The following is a 22069-nucleotide window of genomic DNA, read 5'->3' on the forward strand; positions in this document are numbered from 1 at the left end:
CCTGCACGACCCACCAATGTAAAAAGGCGCCCTAAAGGCGCCTTTTTGCTATGCGTCATTCTCCACAATCATCTCCATGTTCGCACTACGCTTACCGTGACTCCATAGCGCACGAACCGGTAGCCCGGGAAGATGCGCAGCATCGTCCCCGGGGAATACAAAATTCATCACGACATTTCGCTTGCGATCGGCTATCTTGTTTAGCATATAAAACATAGTGACCGTATTAAGGCGATACAAAGCGATATTTACGGTTTCAAAGTTAAGCCAGTAAAACGAGATTGCATGATGAGCGTAATGTTTGATCCTGAAACGGCGATTTATCCTTTCCCGCCAAAACCACAACCGTTGAACCGTGACGAAAAAGTGTTTTACCGCGAGAAAATTAAACGCCTGCTGCGTGAACGCGACGCCGTGATGGTGGCGCATTACTACACCGATCCTGAAATTCAGCAACTGGCCGAAGAGACCGGCGGCTGTATTGCCGACTCGCTGGAAATGGCGCGTTTTGGCGCGCGTCACCCGGCCTCCACGCTGCTGGTTGCCGGAGTGCGTTTTATGGGCGAAACGGCCAAAATTCTTAGTCCGGAAAAGACCATCCTGATGCCGACGCTGAATGCGGAGTGTTCTCTGGATCTCGGCTGTCCCATTGATGACTTTAATGCATTTTGCGATGCTCACCCGGATCGCACCGTGGTGGTCTATGCCAATACGTCAGCGGCGGTAAAAGCGCGCGCCGACTGGGTAGTGACTTCCAGCATCGCCGTGGAATTGATTGAACATCTCGATAGCCTCGGACAAAAGATACTTTGGGCGCCGGACCGCCATCTTGGTCGCTATGTACAGCGCCAGACCGGGGCCGACGTGCTGTGCTGGCAGGGCGCCTGCATCGTCCATGATGAATTTAAAACCCAGGCGCTGGCGCGCATGAAGGGGCTCTACCCCGACGCGGCGATCCTGGTGCATCCGGAATCACCGCAGGCGATTGTCGACATGGCGGATGCGGTAGGATCAACCAGCCAATTAATTGCTGCGGCGAAAAGCCTGCCGCAGCGCCAGCTTATCGTGGCCACCGATCGCGGGATCTTCTATAAAATGCAGCAGGCGGTACCGGAAAAAGATCTGCTGGAAGCGCCTACGGCAGGTGAGGGCGCAACCTGTCGCAGCTGCGCCCATTGCCCCTGGATGGCGATGAACGGCCTGAAAGCGATAGCGGAAGGGTTAGAGCAGGGCGGCGTTGAACACGAAATTCACGTTGACGCCAAACTGCGTGCCGGGGCATTAATTCCGCTTAACCGTATGCTGGAATTTGCGGCTACACTACGGGGATAACTCATTACCGCGTCGCGTTACGCTTAGGGGATAAAATGGATTTTTTCAGTACGCAGAATATTTTAGTGCATATACCGATCGGCGCCGGTGGCTACGATCTGTCGTGGATTGAGGCGGTGGGGACCATCGCCGGCCTGTTGTGCATCTGGCTGGCGAGCCTGGAAAAGATTAGCAACTATGCCTTCGGCCTGGTGAACGTGACGCTTTTTGCGATCATCTTCTTCCAGATCCAGCTGTACGCCAGCCTGCTGCTACAGCTGTTTTTCTTCGCGGCGAACGTTTACGGTTGGTACGCGTGGTCAAGGCAGACCAGCGATAACGAAGCGGAACTGAAAATTCGCTGGCTGCCGTTGCCAAAAGCGCTGGCCTGGCTGGCGGGCTGCGTAGTGGCTATCGGTCTGATGACGGTGTTTATTAACCCGGTGTTTGCCTTCCTGACCCGTATCGCCGTCAACCTGATGCAAATGCTCGGGCTGCAGGTGGCGATGCCGACGCTGGAACCCGATGCTTTCCCATTCTGGGATTCCTGCATGATGGTGCTGTCGATTGCCGCGATGGTATTGATGACGCGTAAATACGTTGAGAACTGGCTGCTGTGGGTGATCATCAACGTCATTAGCGTGGTGATATTCGCTCTACAGGGCGTGTATGCGATGTCGCTGGAATATTTGCTGCTGACGTTCATTGCCCTGAATGGCAGCCGGATGTGGATTAACAGCGCGCGTGAGCGGGGTTCTCACGCGCTTTCACGTTAATGGTGATGATGATGCTCATGTCCGGAATGCGCCAGATTCAGGTGGCATTCCGGGCCGCTGCAGGGACGGTACTCCATCTGTACCGTCACATGCTCAATTTCATATTTATGCTCAATAAAATGCTGGATGCTATCAAGTAGCGCATCGTGATCGTGCGGCGGCACGACCTGTACGTGCAGCGTCATCACCGGTTTTTCCCCCACCAGCCAGACGTGAACGTGGTGAACGTCGCGGACTTCAGGTATCGAGCGGCGTAGATCGCGGCCTAATGCTTCGACATCCAGCGAGCGCGGCGCGCCCTCCAACAACTCATTCATACTCTCCTGCAGCAGTCGCCAGGCGCTGCGCAGTACTAAACACGACACCAGCACCGAGAGGATCGGGTCAATCGGCGTCCAGCCGGTCATCAGAATGACGATAGCGGCCACGATGGCGCCGACGGAACCCAATAGATCTCCCAGCACATGCAGTGCCGCCGCGCGGACGTTAAGATTACTTTCGGCGCTGCCGCGGTGCAGGATCCAGAAGGCGAGGATATTGGCCAGCAGTCCGGCGACGGCGATGACCATCATGGTTTTTCCCGCCACCGGCTGCGGATGGTTAAAACGCTGTACCGCTTCCCAGAAGATGAAAATGGTAATGACCACCAGGGCGATGGCGTTGACGAAGGCGGCGAGAGTAGTTAAACGCAGCCAACCAAAAGTGTGGCGGCTATTTGGCGGCCGGCTGGCGAAGCGTACCGCTAGCAGAGCGAACAAGAGGGCGGCGGAGTCGGTGAGCATATGTCCGGCATCGGCGAGCAGGGCCAGGGAACCGGAAATGACGCCGCCGATGGCCTCAATAATCATAAAACCGGCGGTTACGATAAAAGCCCAAAGCAGCCGGTTGGCGTTACTGTTTTCGCCAGCAGGGGTCGGTGAATGTGCATGCGCCATGATGTCATCCCTTAATAGTTATCATTATTACACTATGACATCTTACCGAAATTCAGCGAACAAAGGGATCAAGGTGAGCACTGCCACCTCGATCCCATATCTCACCCGTTTCAATTACTGCGAGGTGCCATCCGTTTTGCTGGCATCGTTGTTCATGCCATTGCCGCTTTCCATTTTTTTATCCGTATCCGGACAGCGTCCATCTTTGCACATGCTGTTTTTATGGACCTCGTCGCTCGACATCCCGTCATGATTCATTGTCGAACCATCAGGATGAAGCATGGTGCCGCCGGAGTTAATTTTGTCGTTATCGACATTATTTGGCGCCACGTTTTCACGGGCATCGGGCGCAACCTGTCCGGCATCAGCGGCGGAATTGGCCTGACCGTTGTTCGATTGCGCGCCGCTATCGGCGGCCAGCGCGGCGCCGCTGGCTAAGCTTAAGGTGGCGGTGAGAAGTAGGGCTGTGAGTTTATTCATATTCATCGGATACTCCTGCTTAGTCGATTTGTTAGCTAAACGCGCCAACATAGATGTGCCAGGGATCTGCGGTGCTATGGTTTAACACTCCGCCTTAGCGTGAGGATTTAAAATATAATACTGAAAATAAACATTTAATTGGATGTTGCAGTTAAAAATTGTAGTTGGCTGGCAGGATTTCGCTACTTTATGGCGTATTTTTCCCTAATTCCAGGATTATTCCATCGTCAGTGTAAAATCACGTTTACACTTTTTGACCGAAGAGATAGATTGGAAGGATTGCATTTCATTGTATAAGTATGGCAACGCCTGGAAAGAAGATGAATTATCAGAACGACGATTTACGCATTAAAGAGATCAACGAATTATTACCTCCCGTTGCGCTCCTGGAAAAATTCCCCGCTACCGAAAATGCTGCTAATACCGTTGCACATGCTCGCAAAGCGATTCACAACATCCTCAAAGGCAACGACGATCGTCTGCTGGTGGTAATTGGTCCGTGCTCTATTCACGACCCTGCCGCGGCGAAAGAGTATGCCAGCCGTCTGCTGACACTGCGTGAAGCGCTTAAAGGCGAGCTGGAAATCGTTATGCGCGTCTATTTTGAAAAACCGCGCACCACCGTCGGTTGGAAAGGGCTAATTAACGATCCGCACATGGATAACAGCTTCCGCATTAACGACGGGCTGCGTATCGCGCGTAAGCTGCTGCTGGAAATCAACGACAGCGGTTTGCCAGCGGCGGGCGAGTTCCTTGACATGATCACCCCGCAATATGTGGCGGACCTGATGAGCTGGGGGGCAATCGGCGCGCGTACCACTGAATCCCAGGTGCATCGTGAACTCTCTTCCGGCCTCTCATGCCCGGTTGGCTTCAAAAATGGCACCGATGGCACCATCAAGGTCGCTATCGATGCGATCAACGCTGCTGGCGCGCCGCACTGTTTCTTATCGGTAACGAAGTGGGGCCATTCCGCTATTGTGAACACCAGCGGCAATAGCGATTGCCATATCATTCTGCGCGGCGGTAAAGAGCCGAACTATAGCGCTCAGCACGTTGCCGAAGTGAAAGTGGGTCTGGCAAAAGCCGGTCTGCCGGCGCAAATCATGATCGACTTCAGCCACGCTAACTCCAGCAAGCAGTTTAAAAAGCAGATGGAAGTCGGCGCCGATGTGTGCCAGCAGATTGCCGGCGGTGAAAACGCGATTATGGGCGTGATGATTGAAAGCCACCTGGTGGAAGGCAATCAGAGCCTGGAAAGCGGCGAACCGCTGACCTACGGCAAGAGCGTAACCGACGCCTGCATCGGCTGGGAAGATACCGAGACCATCCTGCGCCAGCTGGCAGATGCGGTTAAAGCGCGCCGCGGCTAGCCTGTACTTTGCCATTGTTGGCTGCGTTCGCGTTAGGCCTGCAATGGCTAAAAATAAAAAAGCGTGGGAAATCCCACGCTTTTTTTATGGCTGAAATTATTCAGTCGCTTATTACTTCGCTTTACCCTGGTTAGCGACAGCCGCGGCCTTCGCAGCGATTTCGTCAGCATTGCCCAGGTAGTAGTGTTTGATCGGCTTGAAGTTTTCATCGAACTCATACACCAGCGGTACGCCGGTCGGGATGTTCAGTTCAAGGATCTCGTCTTCGCCCATGTTGTCGAGGTATTTCACCAGCGCACGCAGGGAGTTACCGTGAGCGGCGATAATGACGCGCTCGCCGCTTTTCAGGCGCGGCAGAATGGTTTCGTTCCAGTAAGGTACGACACGGTCAATGGTCAGCGCCAGGCTCTCGGTGGTCGGCAGTTCCGCATCGGTCAGCTTCGCGTAACGCGGATCGTGGCCCGGATAACGTTCGTCATCTTTGGTCAGTTCCGGCGGGGTGACGGCAAAGCCGCGACGCCACTGTTTAACCTGCTCGTCGCCATACTTCTCAGCGGTTTCGGCTTTGTTCAGGCCCTGCAGCGCGCCGTAGTGACGTTCGTTCAGTTTCCAGGATTTCTCAACCGGCAGCCAGGCCTGATCCAGTTCGTCCAGCACGTTCCACAGGGTGTGGATGGCACGTTTCAGCACGGAGGTATAAGCAAAATCAAAGCTGAAGCCTTCTTCCTTCAGCAGTTTACCCGCCGCTTTCGCTTCGCTAACGCCTTTTTCAGACAGGTCAACGTCGTACCAACCGGTGAAACGGTTTTCGTTGTTCCATTGGCTCTCGCCGTGACGAACTAGTACCAGCTTAGTTACAGCCATTCTCTTACTCCTCCTACACGCAACCCGACTACTGTGGTGTATGTGTTTATTGATTGATAACTATTCTCATTATATTGCCGTGATTTGCCTCACGGCAATGCTTATCCCTAACCATAGCGAAAATAGTGACGCAGTGTAAGATGCTTGTAAAACACAGGTTAGCTTTTTGTCTTTTAGCGGTGCAAATTACAGCAAAAAGGCGAAAAAAAACCCTCCGCAGGGAGGGCTATGGCGTTATCCGGCGATAAACTGATATTCCGTCAGGCTAACGTACTCGGCGCCGGGCCGTAATACGCAATCTGGCTGCGGCCAATGCGGATGATTGGGGGAGTCCGGCAGGAACTCGCTTTCCAGCGCCAGCCCTTGCCAGTCGCCGTAAGGTTGACTGCCGCGCGATGGCGTGCCGCCGAGATAGTTACCGGAATAAAACTGCAGCGCCGGGGCCGAGGTATACACCGTCAGCTGTAGCTTTTTATCCTGCGACCAGACATGCGCCGCCGGCTGGCGGGCGTCGCCTTTGGCCTGCAGCAGAAAGGCGTGATCGTAACCTTTCACTTTTTGCTGGTCAGCATCGGCAAGAAACTCTCCGGCAAGCACCTTCGGCGCGCGGAAATCAAAACTGGTGTACTCCACGTCGCGCAAATCGCCATACGGAATACCGTCGCTCTCTACCGGCAGATACTGATCGGCGAAGATCTGCAGGCGGTGGTGGCGCACATCGCCCTGCACGCCGTCGAGATTAAAATAGACATGGTTAGTCATATTGACCGGGCAGGGCTTATCAACGGTGGCGCGGTACTCAATGGCGATACGATTATCGCCAGTCAGGCGATAGCGCGCGGTTGCCTGCAGATGGCCCGGGAAGCCCTGATCGCCATCGGCGGAGTCGAGCGCAAATAGCGCCTGGCTGTCGTCATGGCTGACAATTTGCCAGCGGCGCTTGTCGAAGCCGTCCGGCCCGCCGTGGAGCTGGTGGCCGGCCTCGTTCGACGGGGTTAAATTCACGATCTCGCCATCGAGCGTGAAGCGGCTATTGGCGATACGGTTAGCGTAGCGGCCGACGGATGCACCCAGAAATGCCGCCTGCTGGCGATATTGCTGCGGCGTGGCGCAGCCAAGCAACGCTTCGCGCAGGCTGCCATCGGCAAGAGGCACTTGCGCGGAGAGTAGCGTCGCGCCCCAATCCATCACCGTTACGGTCATCCCGGCGTTATTACGTAGCGTTATCACGTTCCACGGCTGTCCGTCGGGCGCGAGTTCGCGAGTTGGCGTTAGCATTGGCCGGCTCCCTGGGATGGTTTGCAGACGTAAAAAGTCTCTTTAATGCCGGTTTTCGCTTCATACTGAGCGGCTACCGCCTGCTGTACTTTTTCAACCAGTGCTTCCGGTATCAGGGCAACGATGCAGCCGCCAAAGCCGCCGCCGGTCATGCGCACGCCGCCCTGGTCGCCGATAACCGCTTTGACAATCTCAACCAGCGTATCAATTTGCGGTACGGTGATTTCAAAATCATCGCGCATGGAGGCGTGAGACTCTGCCATCAGTTGGCCCATGCGCTGCAGGTCACCGTTTGCCAGCGCGCTCGCCGCTTCGACGGTACGGGCGTTTTCGGTTAACACATGGCGCACGCGTTTTGCCACAATCGGGTCCAGCTCGTGGGCCACGGCATTAAATTGCGCAAGCTCAACGTCACGCAGAGCGGGCTGCTGGAAGAAACGCGCGCCGGTTTCACACTGTTCGCGGCGGGTGTTGTATTCGCTGCCGACCAGCGTGCGTTTAAAGTTGCTGTTGATAATCACCACCGCGACGCCTTTCGGCATCGACACCGCTTTGGTGCCAAGGGTGCGGCAGTCAATCAGCAGCGCATGATCTTTTTTACCCAGCGCCGAAATAAGCTGGTCCATAATGCCGCAATTACAGCCGACGAACTGGTTTTCCGCTTCCTGGCCGTTAAGGGCGATTTGCGCGCCGTCGAGCGGCAGATGATACAGCTGCTGGAACACGGTGCCGACGGCGACTTCCAGCGAAGCCGAGGAGCTTAACCCCGCGCCCTGCGGTACGTTGCCGCTGATGACCAGATCGGCGCCGCCGAAGTGGTTATTGCGCTTCTGCAGGTGTTTGACCACGCCGCGTACGTAATTGGACCACTGCTGGGTGTCGTGGCTAACGATAGGCGCATCGAGGGAAAACTCGTCGCGCTGGTTGTCATAATCGGCGGCAATGACCCGCACGATACGGTCGGAACGCGGCGCGCAGCTGACAACGGTTTGATAGTCAATGGCGCACGGCAGCACAAAACCATCGTTGTAATCGGTATGTTCGCCAATCAGGTTGACGCGGCCCGGCGCCTGAATGACGTGACTGGCAGGGTAGCCAAACTGTTCAGCAAACAGCGCCTGGGTGTTCTCTTTCAGACTCATTATTCAACTCCTGATTCACGAAAATGGATATCGCTAACGGCACGTAACTTTTCGGCGGCTTGCTCCGCCGTGAGATCGCGCTGGGTTTCGGCTAGCATTTCGTAGCCGACCATAAATTTGCGCACCGTGGCGGAGCGCAACAGCGGCGGGTAAAAGTGAGCGTGCAGCTGCCAGTGTTGATTATCTTCATTATTAAACGGCGCGCCGTGCCAGCCCATGGAGTAGGGGAAGGAGGTCTGGAACAGGTTGTCGTAACGGCTGGTCAGCTTTTTCAGCGCCAGCGCCAGGTCGTGGCGCTGGGCTGCGGTTAAATCGGTCAGACGCTGGATGTGCGTTTTTGGCAGCAGCAGCGTCTCAAATGGCCAGGCCGCCCAATACGGGACCACGGCCAGCCAGTGTTCGGTTTCTACAACGGTACGGCTGCCGTCGGCCAGTTCGCGTTGCACATAATCCACCAGCATCGGTGAACCCTGCTCAGCGAAATATTTCTTTTGCAGACGGTCTTCACGTTCCGCCTCATTGGGCAGGAAACTGTTGGCCCATACCTGGCCGTGAGGATGCGGGTTGGAGCAGCCCATCGCCGCGCCTTTATTTTCGAAGACCTGGACCCAGGGATAACTTTTCCCAAGGTCCGCGGTCTGCTCTTGCCACGTTTTAACCACGCCTTCCAGTGCTCCAATGCTCAGTTCCGGCAGCGTTTTGCTGTGGTCTGGCGAGAAGCAGATAACCCGACTGGTGCCGCGGGCGCTTTGGCAGCGCATTAGCGGATCGTCGCTCTCCGGAGCATCCGGCGTATCGGTCATCAATGCCGCAAAGTCGTTGGTAAACACGTAGGTGCCGGTGTAATTCGGGTTAGTGTCGCCGGTGACGCGGGTATTGCCCGGGCACAAGAAACAATCCGCATCGTGCGCGGGCAACGTTTGTTTTGCCGGCGTCTCCTGCGCCCCTTGCCAGGGGCGCTTGGCGCGATGCGGGGAAACCAGAATCCACTGCCCGGTTAACGGGTTATAACGACGGTGCGGATGGTCGACGGGGTTAAATTGCGTCATGGTATTTCCTTAGAGCCTTACCTTTAGGCTATTAGTCCGGATAACCCTGCGGATGACGGGACTGCCAGTGCCAGGTGTCCTGCGCCATTTCGTCAAGGTTGCGCGTCACGCGCCAGTTCAGCTCGCGGTCGGCTTTGGCGGCATCAGCCCAGTAGGCCGGGAGATCGCCATCGCGGCGCGGCGCGAAGTGATAATTAATCGGTTTACCGCAGGCTTTGCTGAAGGCGTTGACCACGTCCAGCACGCTGCTGCCGACGCCTGCGCCGAGGTTGTAGATATGTACGCCAGCTTTGTTCGCCAGTTTTTCCATGGCGGCGACGTGACCGTCGGCGAGGTCCATCACGTGGATGTAGTCGCGCACGCCGGTGCCGTCTTCGGTCGGATAGTCGTTACCGAATACCGCCAGTGATTCGCGACGGCCAACGGCAACCTGCGCGATATACGGCATCAGGTTGTTTGGAATGCCCTGCGGATCTTCGCCCATATCGCCTGATGGATGCGCGCCGACCGGGTTGAAGTAGCGCAGCAGCGCGATGCTCCAGTCCGGCTGGGCTTTCTGCAGGTCGGCGAGGATCTGCTCAACCATCAGTTTGCTTTTACCGTAGGGGCTTTGCGGGGTACCGGTCGGGAAGCTTTCAACATAAGGGATCTTCGGCTGGTCGCCGTAGACGGTCGCGGAGGAGCTGAAAATAAAGTTTTTAACGCCGGCTGCGCGCATAGCGGAAACTAACTTAAGTGTACCGGTGACGTTATTGTCGTAATATTCCAGCGGCTTGGCGACGGACTCGCCGACGGCTTTCAGGCCGGCGAAATGGATCACGGCTTCGATGGCGTGATCGTGCAGAATTTCCGTCATCAGCGCTTCATTACGAATATCGCCTTCGACAAAGGTGGCTTTCTTGCCGCCGAGACGTTCAATGACCGGCAATACGCTGCGTTTACTGTTGCAGAGGTTGTCGAGAATAATCACATCATGTCCCTGCAGCAGCAGCTGTACGCAAGTATGACTTCCGATGTAACCGCTACCACCTGTGACCAGTACTTTCATGATTCGCTCCAATAGGCTTATCGTGTGAGAGGAAGATAGCATAACAAAGAAGGGAAAAGTGTGACACAGGCCAAAATGGTGGAATCGTTTACACTTGGTGTGACATTCAGGTTTATTTTAGTTAATTATTTATAAAACAGCATGTTGTATTAATTTCTGGTTATTTCTCTGAAAAAATACAGGGGTCCGCAGACCCCTGTATAGCGCTATTCTGCAAGCGGACCGAGGCGGTAAGTGTAACCGTCTCCACTACGAATGAACTCCAGGCGGTGGGTAATGCAGTCAGGGGCATCTTCGGCATGATGCGATACAAACAGCAGCTGCGTGGTCCCTTCGCCAATTAAAACATCGACGAAACGACGTACCAGCTGGCGATTCAGCGGATCTAATCCCTGTAACGGTTCATCGAGTATCAGCAGGGTTGGGTGTTTGACCAGCGCGCGAACGATCAGCGCCAACCGCTGCTGCCCCCATGACAAACTATGGAACGGCGCGTCGGCGGTGCGTTTATCAATGCCGAGAATATCCAGCCAGCGCTGGACCAGCTTGTGTTGTTTATCAGAGACCGCCTGATAAATGCCTATTGAATCAAAGTAGCCGGAAAGGATCACATTACGCACGTTAGTGCTGACACGGTATTCCAGATGCAGGCTGCTGCTGACATAGCCAATATGTTTTTTGATATCCCAAATAGTCTCACCGCTACCGCGACGGCGGCCGAATAGCGTCAGGTCGTTGCTGTAACCCTGTGGATGGTCGCCGGTGATCAGGCTCAGCAATGTGGATTTGCCCGCGCCGTTGGGGCCGACAATCTGCCAGTGTTCGCCGGGGTTCACCGTCCAGCTTAGCTGGTTAATGATCGCTTTATCGTTATACGACACTGTGCCGTCGTTAAGGACGATAAGCGGAGCGTTCGCCGCTAAGTCGTGCCGGGCGGCGGGGGCATCCGGTTCTGGTAGCGTCATACCGGCAAGTTTTTCGCTATGCGCCAGTTGGGCAACCAGCGCCTGTTGTAATAACGCCTGTTTCTCGCCGGTTTCGCTCAGCGTGCAATCCGCCAGCACGCCGGCATATTCAATGAATTCTGGAATCTCATCGAAGCGGTTGAGTACCAGTACCAGGGTGATGCCTGCCTGATGCAGGCTGGCCAGTAGGTCGGCCAACTGTTGGCGCGAAGCGACATCCAGGCCATCAAACGGCTCGTCGAGAATCAGCAGGTCGGGGTCGCTCATCAGCGCCTGGCAGAGGAGCGTTTTGCGGGTTTCGCCCGTCGACAGATATTTAAAGCGCCGCGTCAGCAGGTGGCTAATACCAAACTGCTCCGCCAGCCGGGCACAGCGTTCCGGGTCGCGTCTTTCATCTTCGATGATTTCCGCGGTGGTGCGACCGGTATCTTCTTCGCCGGGACTGAGCATATCGGTGTTGTTACGTTGCCACTCGTCGCTGACCAGTTTCTGCAGCTGTTCGAAGGAGAGGCGAGTAGTACGCTGAAATGCGCTTTCGCGCTGCCCGTTTAACAGAGTCAGTTCACCGGCCAGCGCTCTGGCCAGCGCCGATTTACCGCTACCGTTACTGCCGACGAAAGCCCAGCTTTCGCCAGCGCGCAGCGTGAGGCGATCGATATGTAAGGTTTTTATATCGCTAAGGCGAAACGTGCCTTGCGAAATTTGCAATGATGACATTGTGTATCCCACTTTTTGCAGCGTTGTGCTTCAGGGATACGTCTTCACGGCAATAAAGTCAATGCCATTAGCATAAGGTTGCCAGAATGATGCGATCGGCATTGAAGTAGGCGATCGCCTGCGCGCCTTCCTGCAAGCCGTCGGTTTGCGCCGTTGACAGCGTGGCGCACAGGTTTTGCCCATCCGGCAACGCCATGATGACTTCGCACCGCTCCGGCCCGCGTTCAATGTGGCTGATGCGCCCGGTAAGCTGGTTGTCTGCCTGCTGCGCCACTGCGTGGTCAAGCGTGATGCCGACCCACGGCGCTTTCAGCAACACCAGCACTTCCTGGCCTTCAGTGAGCCCGAGGCGGTCGGCACTTTGAGCGGTAATGGCGACTTTAAAACGGGTCTGGCCGTCCGCCAGCAGCACGTCGACATGTTGCTGTACCTGCTGGTGGTCGCGACCGGTGATGGTGCCGAACCACTGGTTGCGGGCGCTGGTTTGTAACGAGAAGCGGGAAATCGCCGCCAGCAAGCTGTCGAGGGGCAGGGCGTCATCGTCGCTTAGTACGTCGAAGGCTTTTTGTTGAATCTGCGCCAACAGATCGTATAACTGAATCAACCGCTGTCCATAGCGGGTCAGCACCGCGCCGCCGCCGCCTTTACCGCCGGTGGCGCGGTCGACCAGCGATTGTTCGCTAAGCTGGTTCATTTCGTTGATCGCATCCCATGCGCTTTTATAGCTGATACCGGCGTTCTTCGCCCCCTGGCTAATTGAGCCAGTCCGATCAATCTGCTTGAGTAAGGCTATCCGGCGGGGATCGGCGAACAGGCGCTGTTGAAGCTTAAGCGTAAGAAGGATTTCGGCCTGCATAATCAATTCCTGACGTAAAAAGCGTATTGTGAACGATAGCGCCCATCTTGCAACAGCCATCTGCCGCAGCGGCGGTGAGGCACCGCACAAATGGGGCGTGTTTTTCCGGCTGAAATGGTTACAATGAAGTATTCGTACTATCTGGAGCCAACCATGTTAGAGCTGTTGAAAAGTCTGGTATTTGCTGTCGTCATGGTACCTGTGGTGATGGCGGTCATCCTCGGTCTGATTTACGGTCTCGGCGAAGTGTTCAACATTTTCTCCGGCGTCGGTCATAAAGACAGCAGCCAGCAAAATCACTGATTCCCCAACGCCCGGCTCGCCGGGCGTTTTCTTTTGTACCTATCCTGATTACCCCTAAATCGCGCTGGGAAATCCTGAGCATAGTCGTTATATTATTCGCTACATAACGAACACACAGGAGTTTCCAATGGCAGGTCAATGGTCGCGTTTTCTGACCGGAGCGGCTTTAACGCTCTGCGTTTCTGGTCATGCGCTGGCGCAGGACGGCAAAATTACCGTTTTTGCCGCGGCGTCGTTAACCAACGCTATGCAGGATATCGCGCAAGCCTATAAAAAAGAGCACCGTGTTGAAGTAGTCTCTTCCTTTGCTTCTTCCTCCACGCTGGCGCGCCAGATTGAAGCCGGCGCGCCCGCCGATCTGTTTATTTCTGCGGACCAGAAATGGATGGACTATGCCGTAGATAAAAAATCAATCGATAAGGCAACCCGCACCACGCTGCTGGGCAATAGCCTGGTGGTGGTCGCGCCGAAAACCAGCGATCGCAGCGATATCACCATTAATGCTAAAACCGCCTGGGCCAGCCTGCTGCAAGGCGGACGTCTGGCGGTCGGCGATCCGGACCACGTACCGGCAGGGATCTATGCCAAAGAAGCGCTGCAAAAACTGGGGGCCTGGGAGACGCTGTCGCCGAAGCTCGCGCCGGCAGAAGACGTGCGCGGCGCGCTGGCGCTGGTGGAGCGCAACGAAGCGCCGTTGGGCATCGTCTACGGCTCTGATGCCGTCGCCAGCAAGGGGGTCAAAGTGGTGGGCACCTTCCCGGAGGATTCGCACAAAAAAGTCGAGTATCCGCTGGCTATCGTTGATGGGCATAAAAATGCTACCGTAACCGCGTTTTATGACTACCTCAAAGGCCCGGAAGCCTCGGCTATCTTTAAACGTTACGGATTCACCACACAGCAATGATTTTAAGCGATCCCGAATGGCAGGCGGTACTGCTGAGCCTGAAAGTTTCATCCCTGGCGGTGGTTTGCAGCTTACCTTTTGGGATCTTTTTCGCCTGGCTGCTGGTGCGCCGCCATTTTCCCGGCAAAGCGTTACTCGATAGCATTATACATTTACCGCTGGTGCTGCCGCCGGTGGTGGTCGGCTATCTGTTGCTGATTTCCATGGGGCGACGCGGCTTTATCGGCAGTTGGTTATACGACTGGTTTGGTCTGACCTTCGCCTTCAGCTGGCGGGGGGCGGTGCTGGCGGCGGCGGTGATGTCATTTCCGCTGATGGTGCGGGCGATACGCCTCGCGCTTGAAGGGGTGGACGTGAAGCTTGAACAGGCGGCGCGCACCCTGGGGGCTAATCGCTGGCGGGTATTTTTCACCATCACGCTGCCGTTGACCCTGCCGGGCATTATTGTCGGTACGGTGCTGGCTTTCGCCCGTTCGCTGGGAGAGTTTGGCGCGACGATCACCTTTGTCTCAAACATTCCTGGCGAAACGCGCACCATTCCTTCCGCGATGTATACCCTGATTCAAACACCCGGTAGCGAAGGCGCCGCCGCGCGGTTATGCATCATCTCTATTGTTCTGGCGCTGGTATCGTTGCTGGTGTCTGAATGGCTGGCGCGCCTTAGCCGTAAGCGGATGGGAAAATAACTATGCTGGAGCTCGATTTTAGCCAGACGTTGGGCAACCACTGCCTCGAAGTGCATGAAACCCTGCCCGCCAGCGGCATTACCGCTATTTTCGGCGTCTCAGGCGCGGGAAAAACCTCATTGATTAATGCTATCAGCGGGCTGACGCAGCCGCAGCAGGGGCGCATTGTGCTCAATGGCCGGGTACTCAATGACGCGCGACAGCGCATCTGCCTGGCGCCGGAGAAGCGGCGTATCGGTTATGTGTTTCAGGACGCGCGGCTGTTTCCGCACTATAAAGTGCGCGGTAACCTGAAATATGGGATGGCTAAAAGCATGGCCGCGCAATTTGATAAGCTGGTGGCGTTATTGGGCATTGAGCACCTGCTCGAACGGCTGCCCGGTAGTTTGTCCGGCGGGGAAAAACAGCGGGTGGCGATTGGCCGCGCCCTGTTGACCGCGCCGGAATTGCTGCTGCTGGATGAGCCGCTGGCCTCGCTGGATATTCCGCGCAAGCGCGAATTACTCCCCTATTTACAGCGGCTGGCGCGCGAGATCCATATCCCGATGCTGTATGTCAGCCACTCGCTGGATGAAATTCAGCACCTGGCCGATAACGTGCTGGTGCTGGAAGCGGGAAAAGTGAAGGCGTTTGGCGATCTCGAAACGGTGTGGAGCAGCAGCGTGATGCATCCGTGGCTGCCGCAGGAGCAGCAGAGCACGATTCTTAACGTCTCGGTGATCGCGCAGCATCCGCAATATGCAATGACTGCGCTGGCGCTGGGCGATCAGCAACTATGGGTTAATCAGCTGGCGCGGGAGCCGGGCGAAGCGGCGCGTATTCGTATTCAGGCGTCGGATGTGTCGCTGGTGCTGGAGCATCCACGACAAACCAGTATCCGGAATATTCTGCGCGCGCAGGTCGTTAGCTGTGGGGAAACCAACGGTCAGATTGAGGTACAGCTTACGGTCAGCGGCAAAACGCTATGGGCGCGAATTAGCCCGTGGGCGCGGGATGACCTGGGTGTCAGCCCAGGCCAGTGGCTGTATGCGCAAATTAAGAGCGTATCGATCGCGGCCTGATTACAGCAGGTTACGATTGATAAAGTCGGCGATGCTGGTGGTTTCGTTTTCGCCGATCACCACCTTCGCCCGCGCTTTGACTTCTTCAACCGCGTTACCCATCGCTACGCCGGTCCCGACGGCTTCCAGCATGCTGAGGTCGTTGTAGTTATCGCCAAAGGCGATAACGTCCTGCATGGATAATCCTTGCGCGGCGACCCACTGCGCCAGGCGCTTGCCTTTGCTATTGCCGGCGCGGGCGATATCAACCTGATCGTGCCACGACCATTCGCATTCCAGGCCCAGCTTCTGGCCGACGGTCTGCGCGAAGGCCTGTAGTTTCGGGATATTTTCATCGGTGAGGGCGAATTTCCATACCGCTTGTACTTCACGCGCCGCCTGCGCCAGAGAATCCACCTGGGTGAAAACCGGGCGCTGTTCAACCGGCAGCGACTGCGCCCAGTTAGTGGTGCGGATCACATGGCCGGTCGGACGTTCATAAAGCATGGCGTCATCGACGTACATCAGACCGTGAATATCGTGTTCGGCGAGCAGGCTGGTGAGGCTGAGGGCCTTATCCACCGGCATCGGATCGGCTTCGAGAACCTTTTTTGCATGATAATCATACAAATAGGTACCATTACAACAAATTGCAGGTGTATCGAGAGCCAGTGCCTGATAAAAAGGATGGATAGCGACGTGATGTCGGCCGGTTACGACGATCACCTGATATCCAGCCTCCCGGGCGCGAGCCAGCGCATCGAGCGACGCCGGAAGAATCGTTTTTTTCGAGGTCAGTAGGGTGCCGTCTAAATCGAGGGCGATCACGCGTGAGGTCATGAGTTGGTTCCGGTAAATGGTGAAAAAGGGTCTGCCATGATGGTACACGGCTTCGTCTCAGGGGCAAATTTTTCAGCATCTACCGTTAAAAGCGTCTATACCATTCATCGTTGCGCCGCCGGATGAAATGTATAACGATGTCCACGAGCAGTTTCACGAGCAGTGAGGAAAGGAGTAGTCATGAAACAAACCGTATATACCGCCAGCCCGGAGAGCCATCAGATTCACGTCTGGAGCCTCAATGCTGAGGGAAATCTGACATTGGTTCAGGTTGTTGATGCCCCGGGCCAGGTGCAGCCGATGGTGGTAAGCCCGAACAAAGAGTATCTCTATGTCGGCGTGCGTCCGGAGTTTCGCGTCCTGGCTTACCGCATTGCGCCAGATAATGGCGCGCTGACTTTCGCCGGCGAAGCCGCGCTGCCGGGGAGCCCGACGCATATCTCCACCGACCATCAGGGCCGTTTTGTTTTCAGCGCATCCTACAATCAGGGCTGCGTGAGCGTGACGCCATTGATTGACGGCCTGCCGGGCGAAACGGTCACCGTTGTCGAGGGACTGGAGGGCTGCCACTCGGCCAATATTTCACCGGACAACCGCACGCTATGGGTACCGGCGCTGAAGCAGGATCGTATTTGCCTGTTTAATCTGAGCGATGACGGCTATCTGGCCGCGCAGGAGCCGGCGGAAGTTACTACCGTGGAAGGCGCCGGTCCGCGGCATATGGTGTTCCATCCGAACCAGCAGTATGGCTACTGCGTGAACGAGCTGAACAGCTCCGTTGACGTGTGGGAGCTTAAAGATCCGCACGGGAAAATTGAGTGCGTCCAGACGCTGGATATGATGCCGCCAGATTTTACCGGCGTGCGTTGGGCTGCGGATATCCATATTACGCCGGATGGCCGACATCTTTATGCCTGCGATCGTACCGCCAGCATTATCACCATCTTTAGCGTTTCTGAAGATGGTAGCGTACTGTCTATTGAAGGCTACCAGCCGACCGAAGCGCAGCCGCGTGGCTTTAATCTCGATCACAGCGGTAAGTATCTGATTGCCGCCGGGCAGAAATCGCATCATATCGCGGTTTATGAAATTGCCGGCGAGCAGGGGCTGTTAAAAGAGAAAGGGCGTTATGCCGTTGGTCAGGGCCCTATGTGGGTAGTGGTTAACGCGCATTAATTTGCTATTGATAGAAAAAAACCTCGCGCTGGCGAGGTTTTTTTATTCGGACTGACAGCTTTAAATATCATCCATCGTATAGCCGACGACAATTTCCAGCGTCTTGCGAATCACATCCGCGGTAACCACGTTATCGGTGGTTTCCAGCGCATTGATCAACCATAAAATAAGCGCCTTATTGCTCAGATGCCCATCTGAGCTGAGGATACTGTCGATTGCCAGCGACATTACCGCAGATTCATCGACTAATTTATCTCCGGCGCTGCGGAAATATTCTGAGAGCGCTGTATCCTGCAGTCCTGCGTAAATATCTGATTGCTGATGCATAGTCTGTCTCATCATATTCTCACTTGTTTATTAAACTTGTTCGGGGATCAGTGTATTTTTTTGCCCGTCGGTTCGACGTTACTATCCAAAACAACGGCTCTGTTTTCCCACTGGCCGTTAATCTTTTTAATGACCGGCGCGTGATTACCGCGCGTCGTGAGTCTGACGCTAATTTCATCGATAACGGCAATAATTGCATTCCTTCGCTGGCGGTTCGTTTCCGCTGCCTGCATTAACCGAAGTTTGACTAGCAGCGTCGGAATATTAATTGACCGGTTTGTTTTAAGAAGAGATAAAACTGCTTCGCCAATAATCTCATCGCTAACCCGATCTGATTGACTGCTTTTCATCATCGTCCCTCTGCATGCCAGGTTGTTCCTGTAGGCCTGGTCAGGTGCAGGCCGACAGTCAGCGTTTACTCCTGACGCTCAAACAGCAGGCCAATCAACGTTTGATAATGATTTTCTTCTTCCGGGGCTCGTGCGACGTCAAGACGGCTCAGTAACTTGGTGCAAAGCGCTTTGCGGTTTAAATGCCGCCCTTCGGTGAGAATGTCCATCACGATTTCGCCCAGCGTCTCCTGCTGAGAAGGTAACGATGCTTTGTTGAAATACTGGGCTATCGCGTTCGCTGTATCTGGAATGTAACCATTCTGCTGCATATGCGCTCCTTTAATTTCACTCATCTGTTAACTGTGAGTAAACTTATACAATAATTTGTAACTTGTACATAGCGTATTGCGCAATAAATCGTGCCTAGAGTATAGTTGATTGAAAATTATTGATAAATTTGTTGTTTTTTTTATTTTGTGTAAAATTGCAATGAGGGTTTTAAGCGTGACGGATTGTACAAGATTATGCGGCATGGCGGCGTTGTGTGTTCAATTTTTGTTAATATAAATACTTGTTTAGCAAGACGTATCGAACAGTAACTGCTACTGTGAATGCTTATACCTCTCATCTGGAACCGCTATGCTCACCACCATCATTTATCGCAGCCATATCTGCGACGATGTCTCATTCAAATCGCTCGAGTCGATGGTTGCTGCGGCTAACGAGAGAAATGGTCAGGCGGATGTCACCGGTATTTTACTTTTTAATGGTACGCATTTTTTCCAACTCATTGAGGGACCGGAAGAAAACGTACAGCAAATCTATCGACATATTTGCGCCGACCCGCGTCATTACAATCTGGTTGAGCTTCTGTGCGATTACGCGCCGGCTCGCCGCTTTGGTAAGGTCGGCATGGAGCTGTTTGATTTAAGGGAACACGATCGCGACGCGGTACTACAGAACGTGCTGGATAAGGGGACGACAAAATATCAACTGACTTACGACGACAGGGCGCTGCATTTTTTCCGTACCTTTGTCGAAGCGACGGAAAAAGAGAATTATTATGAAATTCCGGCAGCTGATAGCTGGGATTTTACTGCTGATGAGAGCACGTTTTATCCGGCCGCACCTTGTATCGACGGCGCTGAATCATGCTGTTTTGCTTTTCAGCCGGTGGTTGACCCCTTTGCCTGCGAAATAATCTCCTGGGAAGCGCTGCTGCGTACCGTTGACGGAGAACCGCCCGCAGCCTATTTTGCCGGTTTGTCAGGCGATGAGATTTACGTCGCGGATCTGCAAAGTAAATGGGTTGCGCTGGCCATTGCCGGTAAGTTAGGCCTGCGTGAACGTACGCTGACCATCAATCTACTGCCGATGACGCTGGTGAAAGTGGCGGATGCGGTGCCATTCCTGCTAACGGAAATTCAGCGCAACGATTTGATTCCGGAACAAATTATTGTTGAATTCACCGAGCGTGAAGTGATTTCGCGAATGGATGAGTTTACCGATGCCGTACGCAAATTGAAGGGGGCGGGAATACGCGTCGCTATCGATCACTTTGGCGCTGGTTTTGCCGGGCTATCGCTGCTGGCGCAATATCAACCGGATCGAATTAAAATTGACCAACAGCTGATCCGCAACATCCATCGTGACGGGCCGCGTCAGGCTATCGTGCAGGCGATTATTAAATGCTGCCACTCGCTGGAAATTGCCGTATCGGTGGTTGGCGTTGAGCAGGCGGAGGAGTGGATGTGGCTGGAGGCGGCGGGTATTTCTCATTTCCAGGGAAATCTGTTTGCCAGCCCGCGACTGGGCGGTCTGCCGGCTATCGCCTGGCCGGGGAAAATATGATCCCTCCTGGGATAGCGTAAACATACTTTCATCCTTTTTCCCGCACGCTGTGAGCTGCAACCTGATATCTTTATCTGTACAAGAAAAGAGAGTTGTACAGTATGCCTAAATTCGTTAGTTTAGGCGCTAAAGTATCAGGTTGAGATAAGGCGGCTTATGGCTTTTTACAGTATCGGTGAAGTAGCCGAGCGTTGCGGAATCAATCCGGTCACCCTTCGAGCCTGGCAGCGGCGTTACGGTTTGCTGAAACCGCAGCGTAGCGAAGGCGGGCACCGTCAGTTTGATGAAGAAGATATTCAGCGAATCGAAGAAATTAAGCGCTGGATAGAACGTGGCGTTTCAGTGGGCAAGGTTAAAGCGCTGCTGGAAGGCCAGCTACCTGCCGCCCGTGACGAATCCGCACAGTTGCAGGAAGAGATGATGAGTATCCTGCGCTATATGCAGCCGGCAAAAATCCGCGCCAAAATCACCGCATTAAGCCATCAGCATCCCGTCGACACCCTGCTTGATAGCCTGTTCGCGCCGGTGCGCCAGCGGCTGAAGCTCGATCAAAACACTTCAATGGTCATCAGCAGCATGTTGGATGGCATATTGATTGATTGCGTGGCGCTGTTTTTAGCGGAATCGCGTAAAAAAAATGGCAAGGAGACGCTGCTGGTGGGGTGGGGGAATGAAGACCGCACCGGCCTATGGCTGGAAGCCTGGCGTCTTTCGCAACGCGGTTGGCATGTTAACGTGCTGGCGGAACCGTTAGAATCTCCCCGCCCGGAGCTGTTTCCTGGACAACATATTTTCGTCTGGACCGGGCGCCCCGCCTCGCCGCTGCAACTGGAGCTGCTGAGCCACTGGCAGGAACAGGGCTTTAGTATTCACTTCCACGGTAACGAATAAAAAAACCTGCCTTGCAAGTGAGGCAGGTTGCTGTTTGCTTACGTCGCGCGTGCTCACAGATGGATTTGACTCCAGGACTTAAATGTTGCGCTACGGCTGATATTAAAGAAATCGGTCCTGCCGCTGCAGCCCAGTTTTTTTATCAGATTCAAACGGATTTGATAAATTGTCTTAATATGCAAGTTTAGCGAGCGACCAATACTGGCAATGGCTTCGCCATTACTGATGAGCTGAATGACCTTCTTTTCTCGCTCGGTAAACTGTATCAGTTCGCCAGGAGAAGTATGCGATTTATAATAACGGGTCGGTTGATTGAGAAATGTTTTTAATTCAGCAGGGGTCGATCTGGCGGGGATGCGTAACATTGGCAGTTCGCTAAGGAAATTAAGATCGTTGCCTTCGGTTAATAAAATAAAAATCGTTTCCCGACGATTGTATTTGTGTTGCAACACCGAGAAATAGCTATCGCTGGTAAAGAAAACATGCTTTTTGCGAAAGCAACTTTCTGGCAGCGTGCGCAGAATAAGGCTGATACCACTCATCAGAAAGTGGTTGTCAATCCACAGGTCATAGCGTTCGGAACAAATGTGCGTGTGTTTACTGAACATTTTGGTCTCCACGAAGCGGATGGACGAATTAATGACGAATACCACAGCGCAGAATATCCAGCGCCTGTAAATAGATATCAGCAAGTATTTCATTACTTTCTATTTGTAACCGTTGATTAATCTCACTAATTAATTGAAGATCGTCAACGGTTTTATTTTCCTGTAATAAGCTATTTTCTATGTTTTTCAGCAATGCGCAGTTAGCTATAAACTGCACAGGGATCGTATTTTTGATATGCATAAGCCTGAATCTCCCACGCGATAAATAAAAGCCGCTGGCGTAAACGATTTGCACATCGTTTACGCCAAAACATTGC

At 54.2% G+C, this 22069-nt stretch carries 25 protein-coding genes; 10 read left to right on the forward strand and 15 right to left on the reverse strand.

The genetic code is table 11. The features are described 5' to 3' along the window. The first annotated feature begins 288 nt into the window (after window positions 1-288). Complete coding sequence (gene nadA / locus ABLV08_RS06670) at window positions 289-1332, forward strand: quinolinate synthase NadA (RefSeq protein ID WP_015704773.1); 1044 nt, start codon at window positions 289-291, stop codon at window positions 1330-1332. 35 nt (window positions 1333-1367) lie between these two features. Further along, window positions 1368-2087: a nicotinamide riboside transporter PnuC gene (pnuC, locus tag ABLV08_RS06675; RefSeq protein WP_015367656.1), complete on the forward strand. Its 720-nt coding sequence runs from the start codon at window positions 1368-1370 to the stop codon at window positions 2085-2087. On the opposite strand, the gene zitB is transcribed toward pnuC, so the two are convergent. Next, a complete protein-coding gene (gene zitB, locus ABLV08_RS06680) occupies window positions 2084-3022 on the reverse strand; it encodes a CDF family zinc transporter ZitB (RefSeq protein ID WP_015367655.1) in 939 nt (312 codons plus the stop codon). The two genes, pnuC and zitB, sit on opposite strands and share 4 nt — an antisense overlap. Window positions 3023-3136: 114 nt before the next feature. After that, window positions 3137-3508, reverse strand: a complete 372-nt coding sequence (locus tag ABLV08_RS06685; RefSeq protein ID WP_015367654.1) for a YbgS-like family protein — start codon at window positions 3506-3508, stop codon at window positions 3137-3139. Window positions 3509-3822: 314 nt separating this feature from the next. On the opposite strand from ABLV08_RS06685, the gene aroG reads away from it, so the two are divergent. After that, window positions 3823-4875: a 3-deoxy-7-phosphoheptulonate synthase AroG gene (gene aroG / locus ABLV08_RS06690; protein WP_015367653.1), complete on the forward strand. Its 1053-nt coding sequence runs from the start codon at window positions 3823-3825 to the stop codon at window positions 4873-4875. Between the two features lie 111 nt (window positions 4876-4986). Here aroG and gpmA read toward each other — a convergent pair whose 3' ends face one another. The 7 genes from gpmA to modE all read right to left on the reverse strand — a co-directional run bounded on the left by gpmA (window position 4987) and on the right by modE (window position 12794). Next, complete coding sequence (gpmA, locus tag ABLV08_RS06695; protein WP_015367652.1) at window positions 4987-5739, reverse strand: 2,3-diphosphoglycerate-dependent phosphoglycerate mutase; 753 nt, start codon at window positions 5737-5739, stop codon at window positions 4987-4989. Between the two features lie 234 nt (window positions 5740-5973). Beyond that, window positions 5974-7017 carry a galactose-1-epimerase gene (gene galM / locus ABLV08_RS06700; RefSeq protein WP_348855679.1) on the reverse strand — a complete coding sequence of 348 codons (1044 nt, stop codon included), beginning with the start codon at window positions 7015-7017 and terminating at the stop codon, window positions 5974-5976. Next, window positions 7011-8159, reverse strand: coding sequence for a galactokinase (galK, locus tag ABLV08_RS06705; protein WP_015367650.1), 1149 nt, complete (start codon window positions 8157-8159; stop codon window positions 7011-7013). Before galK ends, galM begins: the two co-directional genes overlap by 7 nt. After that, window positions 8159-9208: a galactose-1-phosphate uridylyltransferase gene (gene galT / locus ABLV08_RS06710; protein WP_047046182.1), complete on the reverse strand. Its 1050-nt coding sequence runs from the start codon at window positions 9206-9208 to the stop codon at window positions 8159-8161. Before galT ends, galK begins: the two co-directional genes overlap by 1 nt. A gap of 31 nt (window positions 9209-9239) precedes the next feature. Next, window positions 9240-10256: a UDP-glucose 4-epimerase GalE gene (gene galE, locus ABLV08_RS06715; protein WP_015367648.1), complete on the reverse strand. Its 1017-nt coding sequence runs from the start codon at window positions 10254-10256 to the stop codon at window positions 9240-9242. A gap of 206 nt (window positions 10257-10462) precedes the next feature. Continuing rightward, the gene (modF, locus tag ABLV08_RS06720; protein WP_126033335.1) at window positions 10463-11938 is read right to left on the reverse strand and encodes a molybdate ABC transporter ATP-binding protein ModF; all 1476 of its coding nucleotides are present in this window, start codon (window positions 11936-11938) and stop codon (window positions 10463-10465) included. 67 nt (window positions 11939-12005) lie between these two features. Beyond that, window positions 12006-12794 (reverse strand): molybdenum-dependent transcriptional regulator, encoded by a 789-nt coding sequence (gene modE / locus ABLV08_RS06725; protein ID WP_032712906.1) that lies wholly within the window; start codon window positions 12792-12794, stop codon window positions 12006-12008. Window positions 12795-12947: 153 nt separating this feature from the next. Here modE and ABLV08_RS06730 point away from each other — a divergent pair, with 153 nt between their 5' ends. The 4 genes from ABLV08_RS06730 (at window position 12948) to modC (ending at window position 15748) form a co-directional block, all read left to right on the forward strand. After that, window positions 12948-13097: an AcrZ family multidrug efflux pump-associated protein gene (locus ABLV08_RS06730; protein ID WP_015367645.1), complete on the forward strand. Its 150-nt coding sequence runs from the start codon at window positions 12948-12950 to the stop codon at window positions 13095-13097. Window positions 13098-13224: 127 nt separating this feature from the next. Next, on the forward strand, window positions 13225-14001 hold the full coding sequence (gene modA, locus ABLV08_RS06735) for a molybdate ABC transporter substrate-binding protein (RefSeq protein ID WP_234276344.1): 777 nt from the start codon (window positions 13225-13227) through the stop codon (window positions 13999-14001). After that, complete coding sequence (modB, locus tag ABLV08_RS06740) at window positions 13998-14687, forward strand: molybdate ABC transporter permease subunit (RefSeq protein WP_015367643.1); 690 nt, start codon at window positions 13998-14000, stop codon at window positions 14685-14687. The genes modA and modB overlap by 4 nt, the downstream gene beginning before the upstream one ends. Window positions 14688-14689: 2 nt before the next feature. Further along, the gene (gene modC / locus ABLV08_RS06745) at window positions 14690-15748 is read left to right on the forward strand and encodes a molybdenum ABC transporter ATP-binding protein ModC (protein WP_348855680.1); all 1059 of its coding nucleotides are present in this window, start codon (window positions 14690-14692) and stop codon (window positions 15746-15748) included. Here modC and ABLV08_RS06750 read toward each other — a convergent pair whose 3' ends face one another. Further along, the gene (locus ABLV08_RS06750; protein ID WP_046884149.1) at window positions 15749-16567 is read right to left on the reverse strand and encodes a pyridoxal phosphatase; all 819 of its coding nucleotides are present in this window, start codon (window positions 16565-16567) and stop codon (window positions 15749-15751) included. It abuts the gene before it with no gap. 180 nt (window positions 16568-16747) lie between these two features. On the opposite strand from ABLV08_RS06750, the gene pgl reads away from it, so the two are divergent. Continuing rightward, window positions 16748-17743 carry a 6-phosphogluconolactonase gene (pgl, locus tag ABLV08_RS06755; RefSeq protein WP_015367640.1) on the forward strand — a complete coding sequence of 332 codons (996 nt, stop codon included), beginning with the start codon at window positions 16748-16750 and terminating at the stop codon, window positions 17741-17743. A gap of 60 nt (window positions 17744-17803) precedes the next feature. Here the strand turns inward: pgl and ABLV08_RS06760 are convergent, their stop codons facing one another. The 3 genes from ABLV08_RS06760 to ycgZ form a co-directional block, all read right to left on the reverse strand. Further along, window positions 17804-18070, reverse strand: coding sequence for a biofilm development regulator YmgB/AriR family protein (locus ABLV08_RS06760; RefSeq protein WP_015367639.1), 267 nt, complete (start codon window positions 18068-18070; stop codon window positions 17804-17806). A gap of 47 nt (window positions 18071-18117) precedes the next feature. Next, window positions 18118-18420: a hypothetical protein gene (locus ABLV08_RS06765; protein WP_348855754.1), complete on the reverse strand. Its 303-nt coding sequence runs from the start codon at window positions 18418-18420 to the stop codon at window positions 18118-18120. A 65-nt stretch (window positions 18421-18485) separates the two neighbouring features. Further along, window positions 18486-18731, reverse strand: coding sequence for a regulatory protein YcgZ (ycgZ, locus tag ABLV08_RS06770; RefSeq protein ID WP_015367637.1), 246 nt, complete (start codon window positions 18729-18731; stop codon window positions 18486-18488). A 310-nt stretch (window positions 18732-19041) separates the two neighbouring features. Between ycgZ and ABLV08_RS06775 the strand changes: the two genes are divergently transcribed. Next, window positions 19042-20253, forward strand: coding sequence for a diguanylate phosphodiesterase (locus tag ABLV08_RS06775; protein ID WP_348855681.1), 1212 nt, complete (start codon window positions 19042-19044; stop codon window positions 20251-20253). A gap of 156 nt (window positions 20254-20409) precedes the next feature. Next, complete coding sequence (locus tag ABLV08_RS06780) at window positions 20410-21144, forward strand: MerR family transcriptional regulator (RefSeq protein WP_020079327.1); 735 nt, start codon at window positions 20410-20412, stop codon at window positions 21142-21144. Window positions 21145-21197: 53 nt separating this feature from the next. Here the strand turns inward: ABLV08_RS06780 and ABLV08_RS06785 are convergent, their stop codons facing one another. Both ABLV08_RS06785 and ABLV08_RS06790 read right to left on the reverse strand, forming a co-directional pair. Continuing rightward, window positions 21198-21752 (reverse strand): helix-turn-helix transcriptional regulator, encoded by a 555-nt coding sequence (locus ABLV08_RS06785; protein WP_020079326.1) that lies wholly within the window; start codon window positions 21750-21752, stop codon window positions 21198-21200. A 28-nt stretch (window positions 21753-21780) separates the two neighbouring features. Continuing rightward, window positions 21781-21993, reverse strand: a complete 213-nt coding sequence (locus ABLV08_RS06790) for a hypothetical protein (protein ID WP_015367633.1) — start codon at window positions 21991-21993, stop codon at window positions 21781-21783. Between the last annotated feature and the right edge of the window lie 76 nt (window positions 21994-22069).

This window comes from Klebsiella sp. CN_Kp088 (genome assembly GCF_040064335.1).
GTDB classification, from domain to species: domain Bacteria; phylum Pseudomonadota; class Gammaproteobacteria; order Enterobacterales; family Enterobacteriaceae; genus Klebsiella; species Klebsiella aerogenes.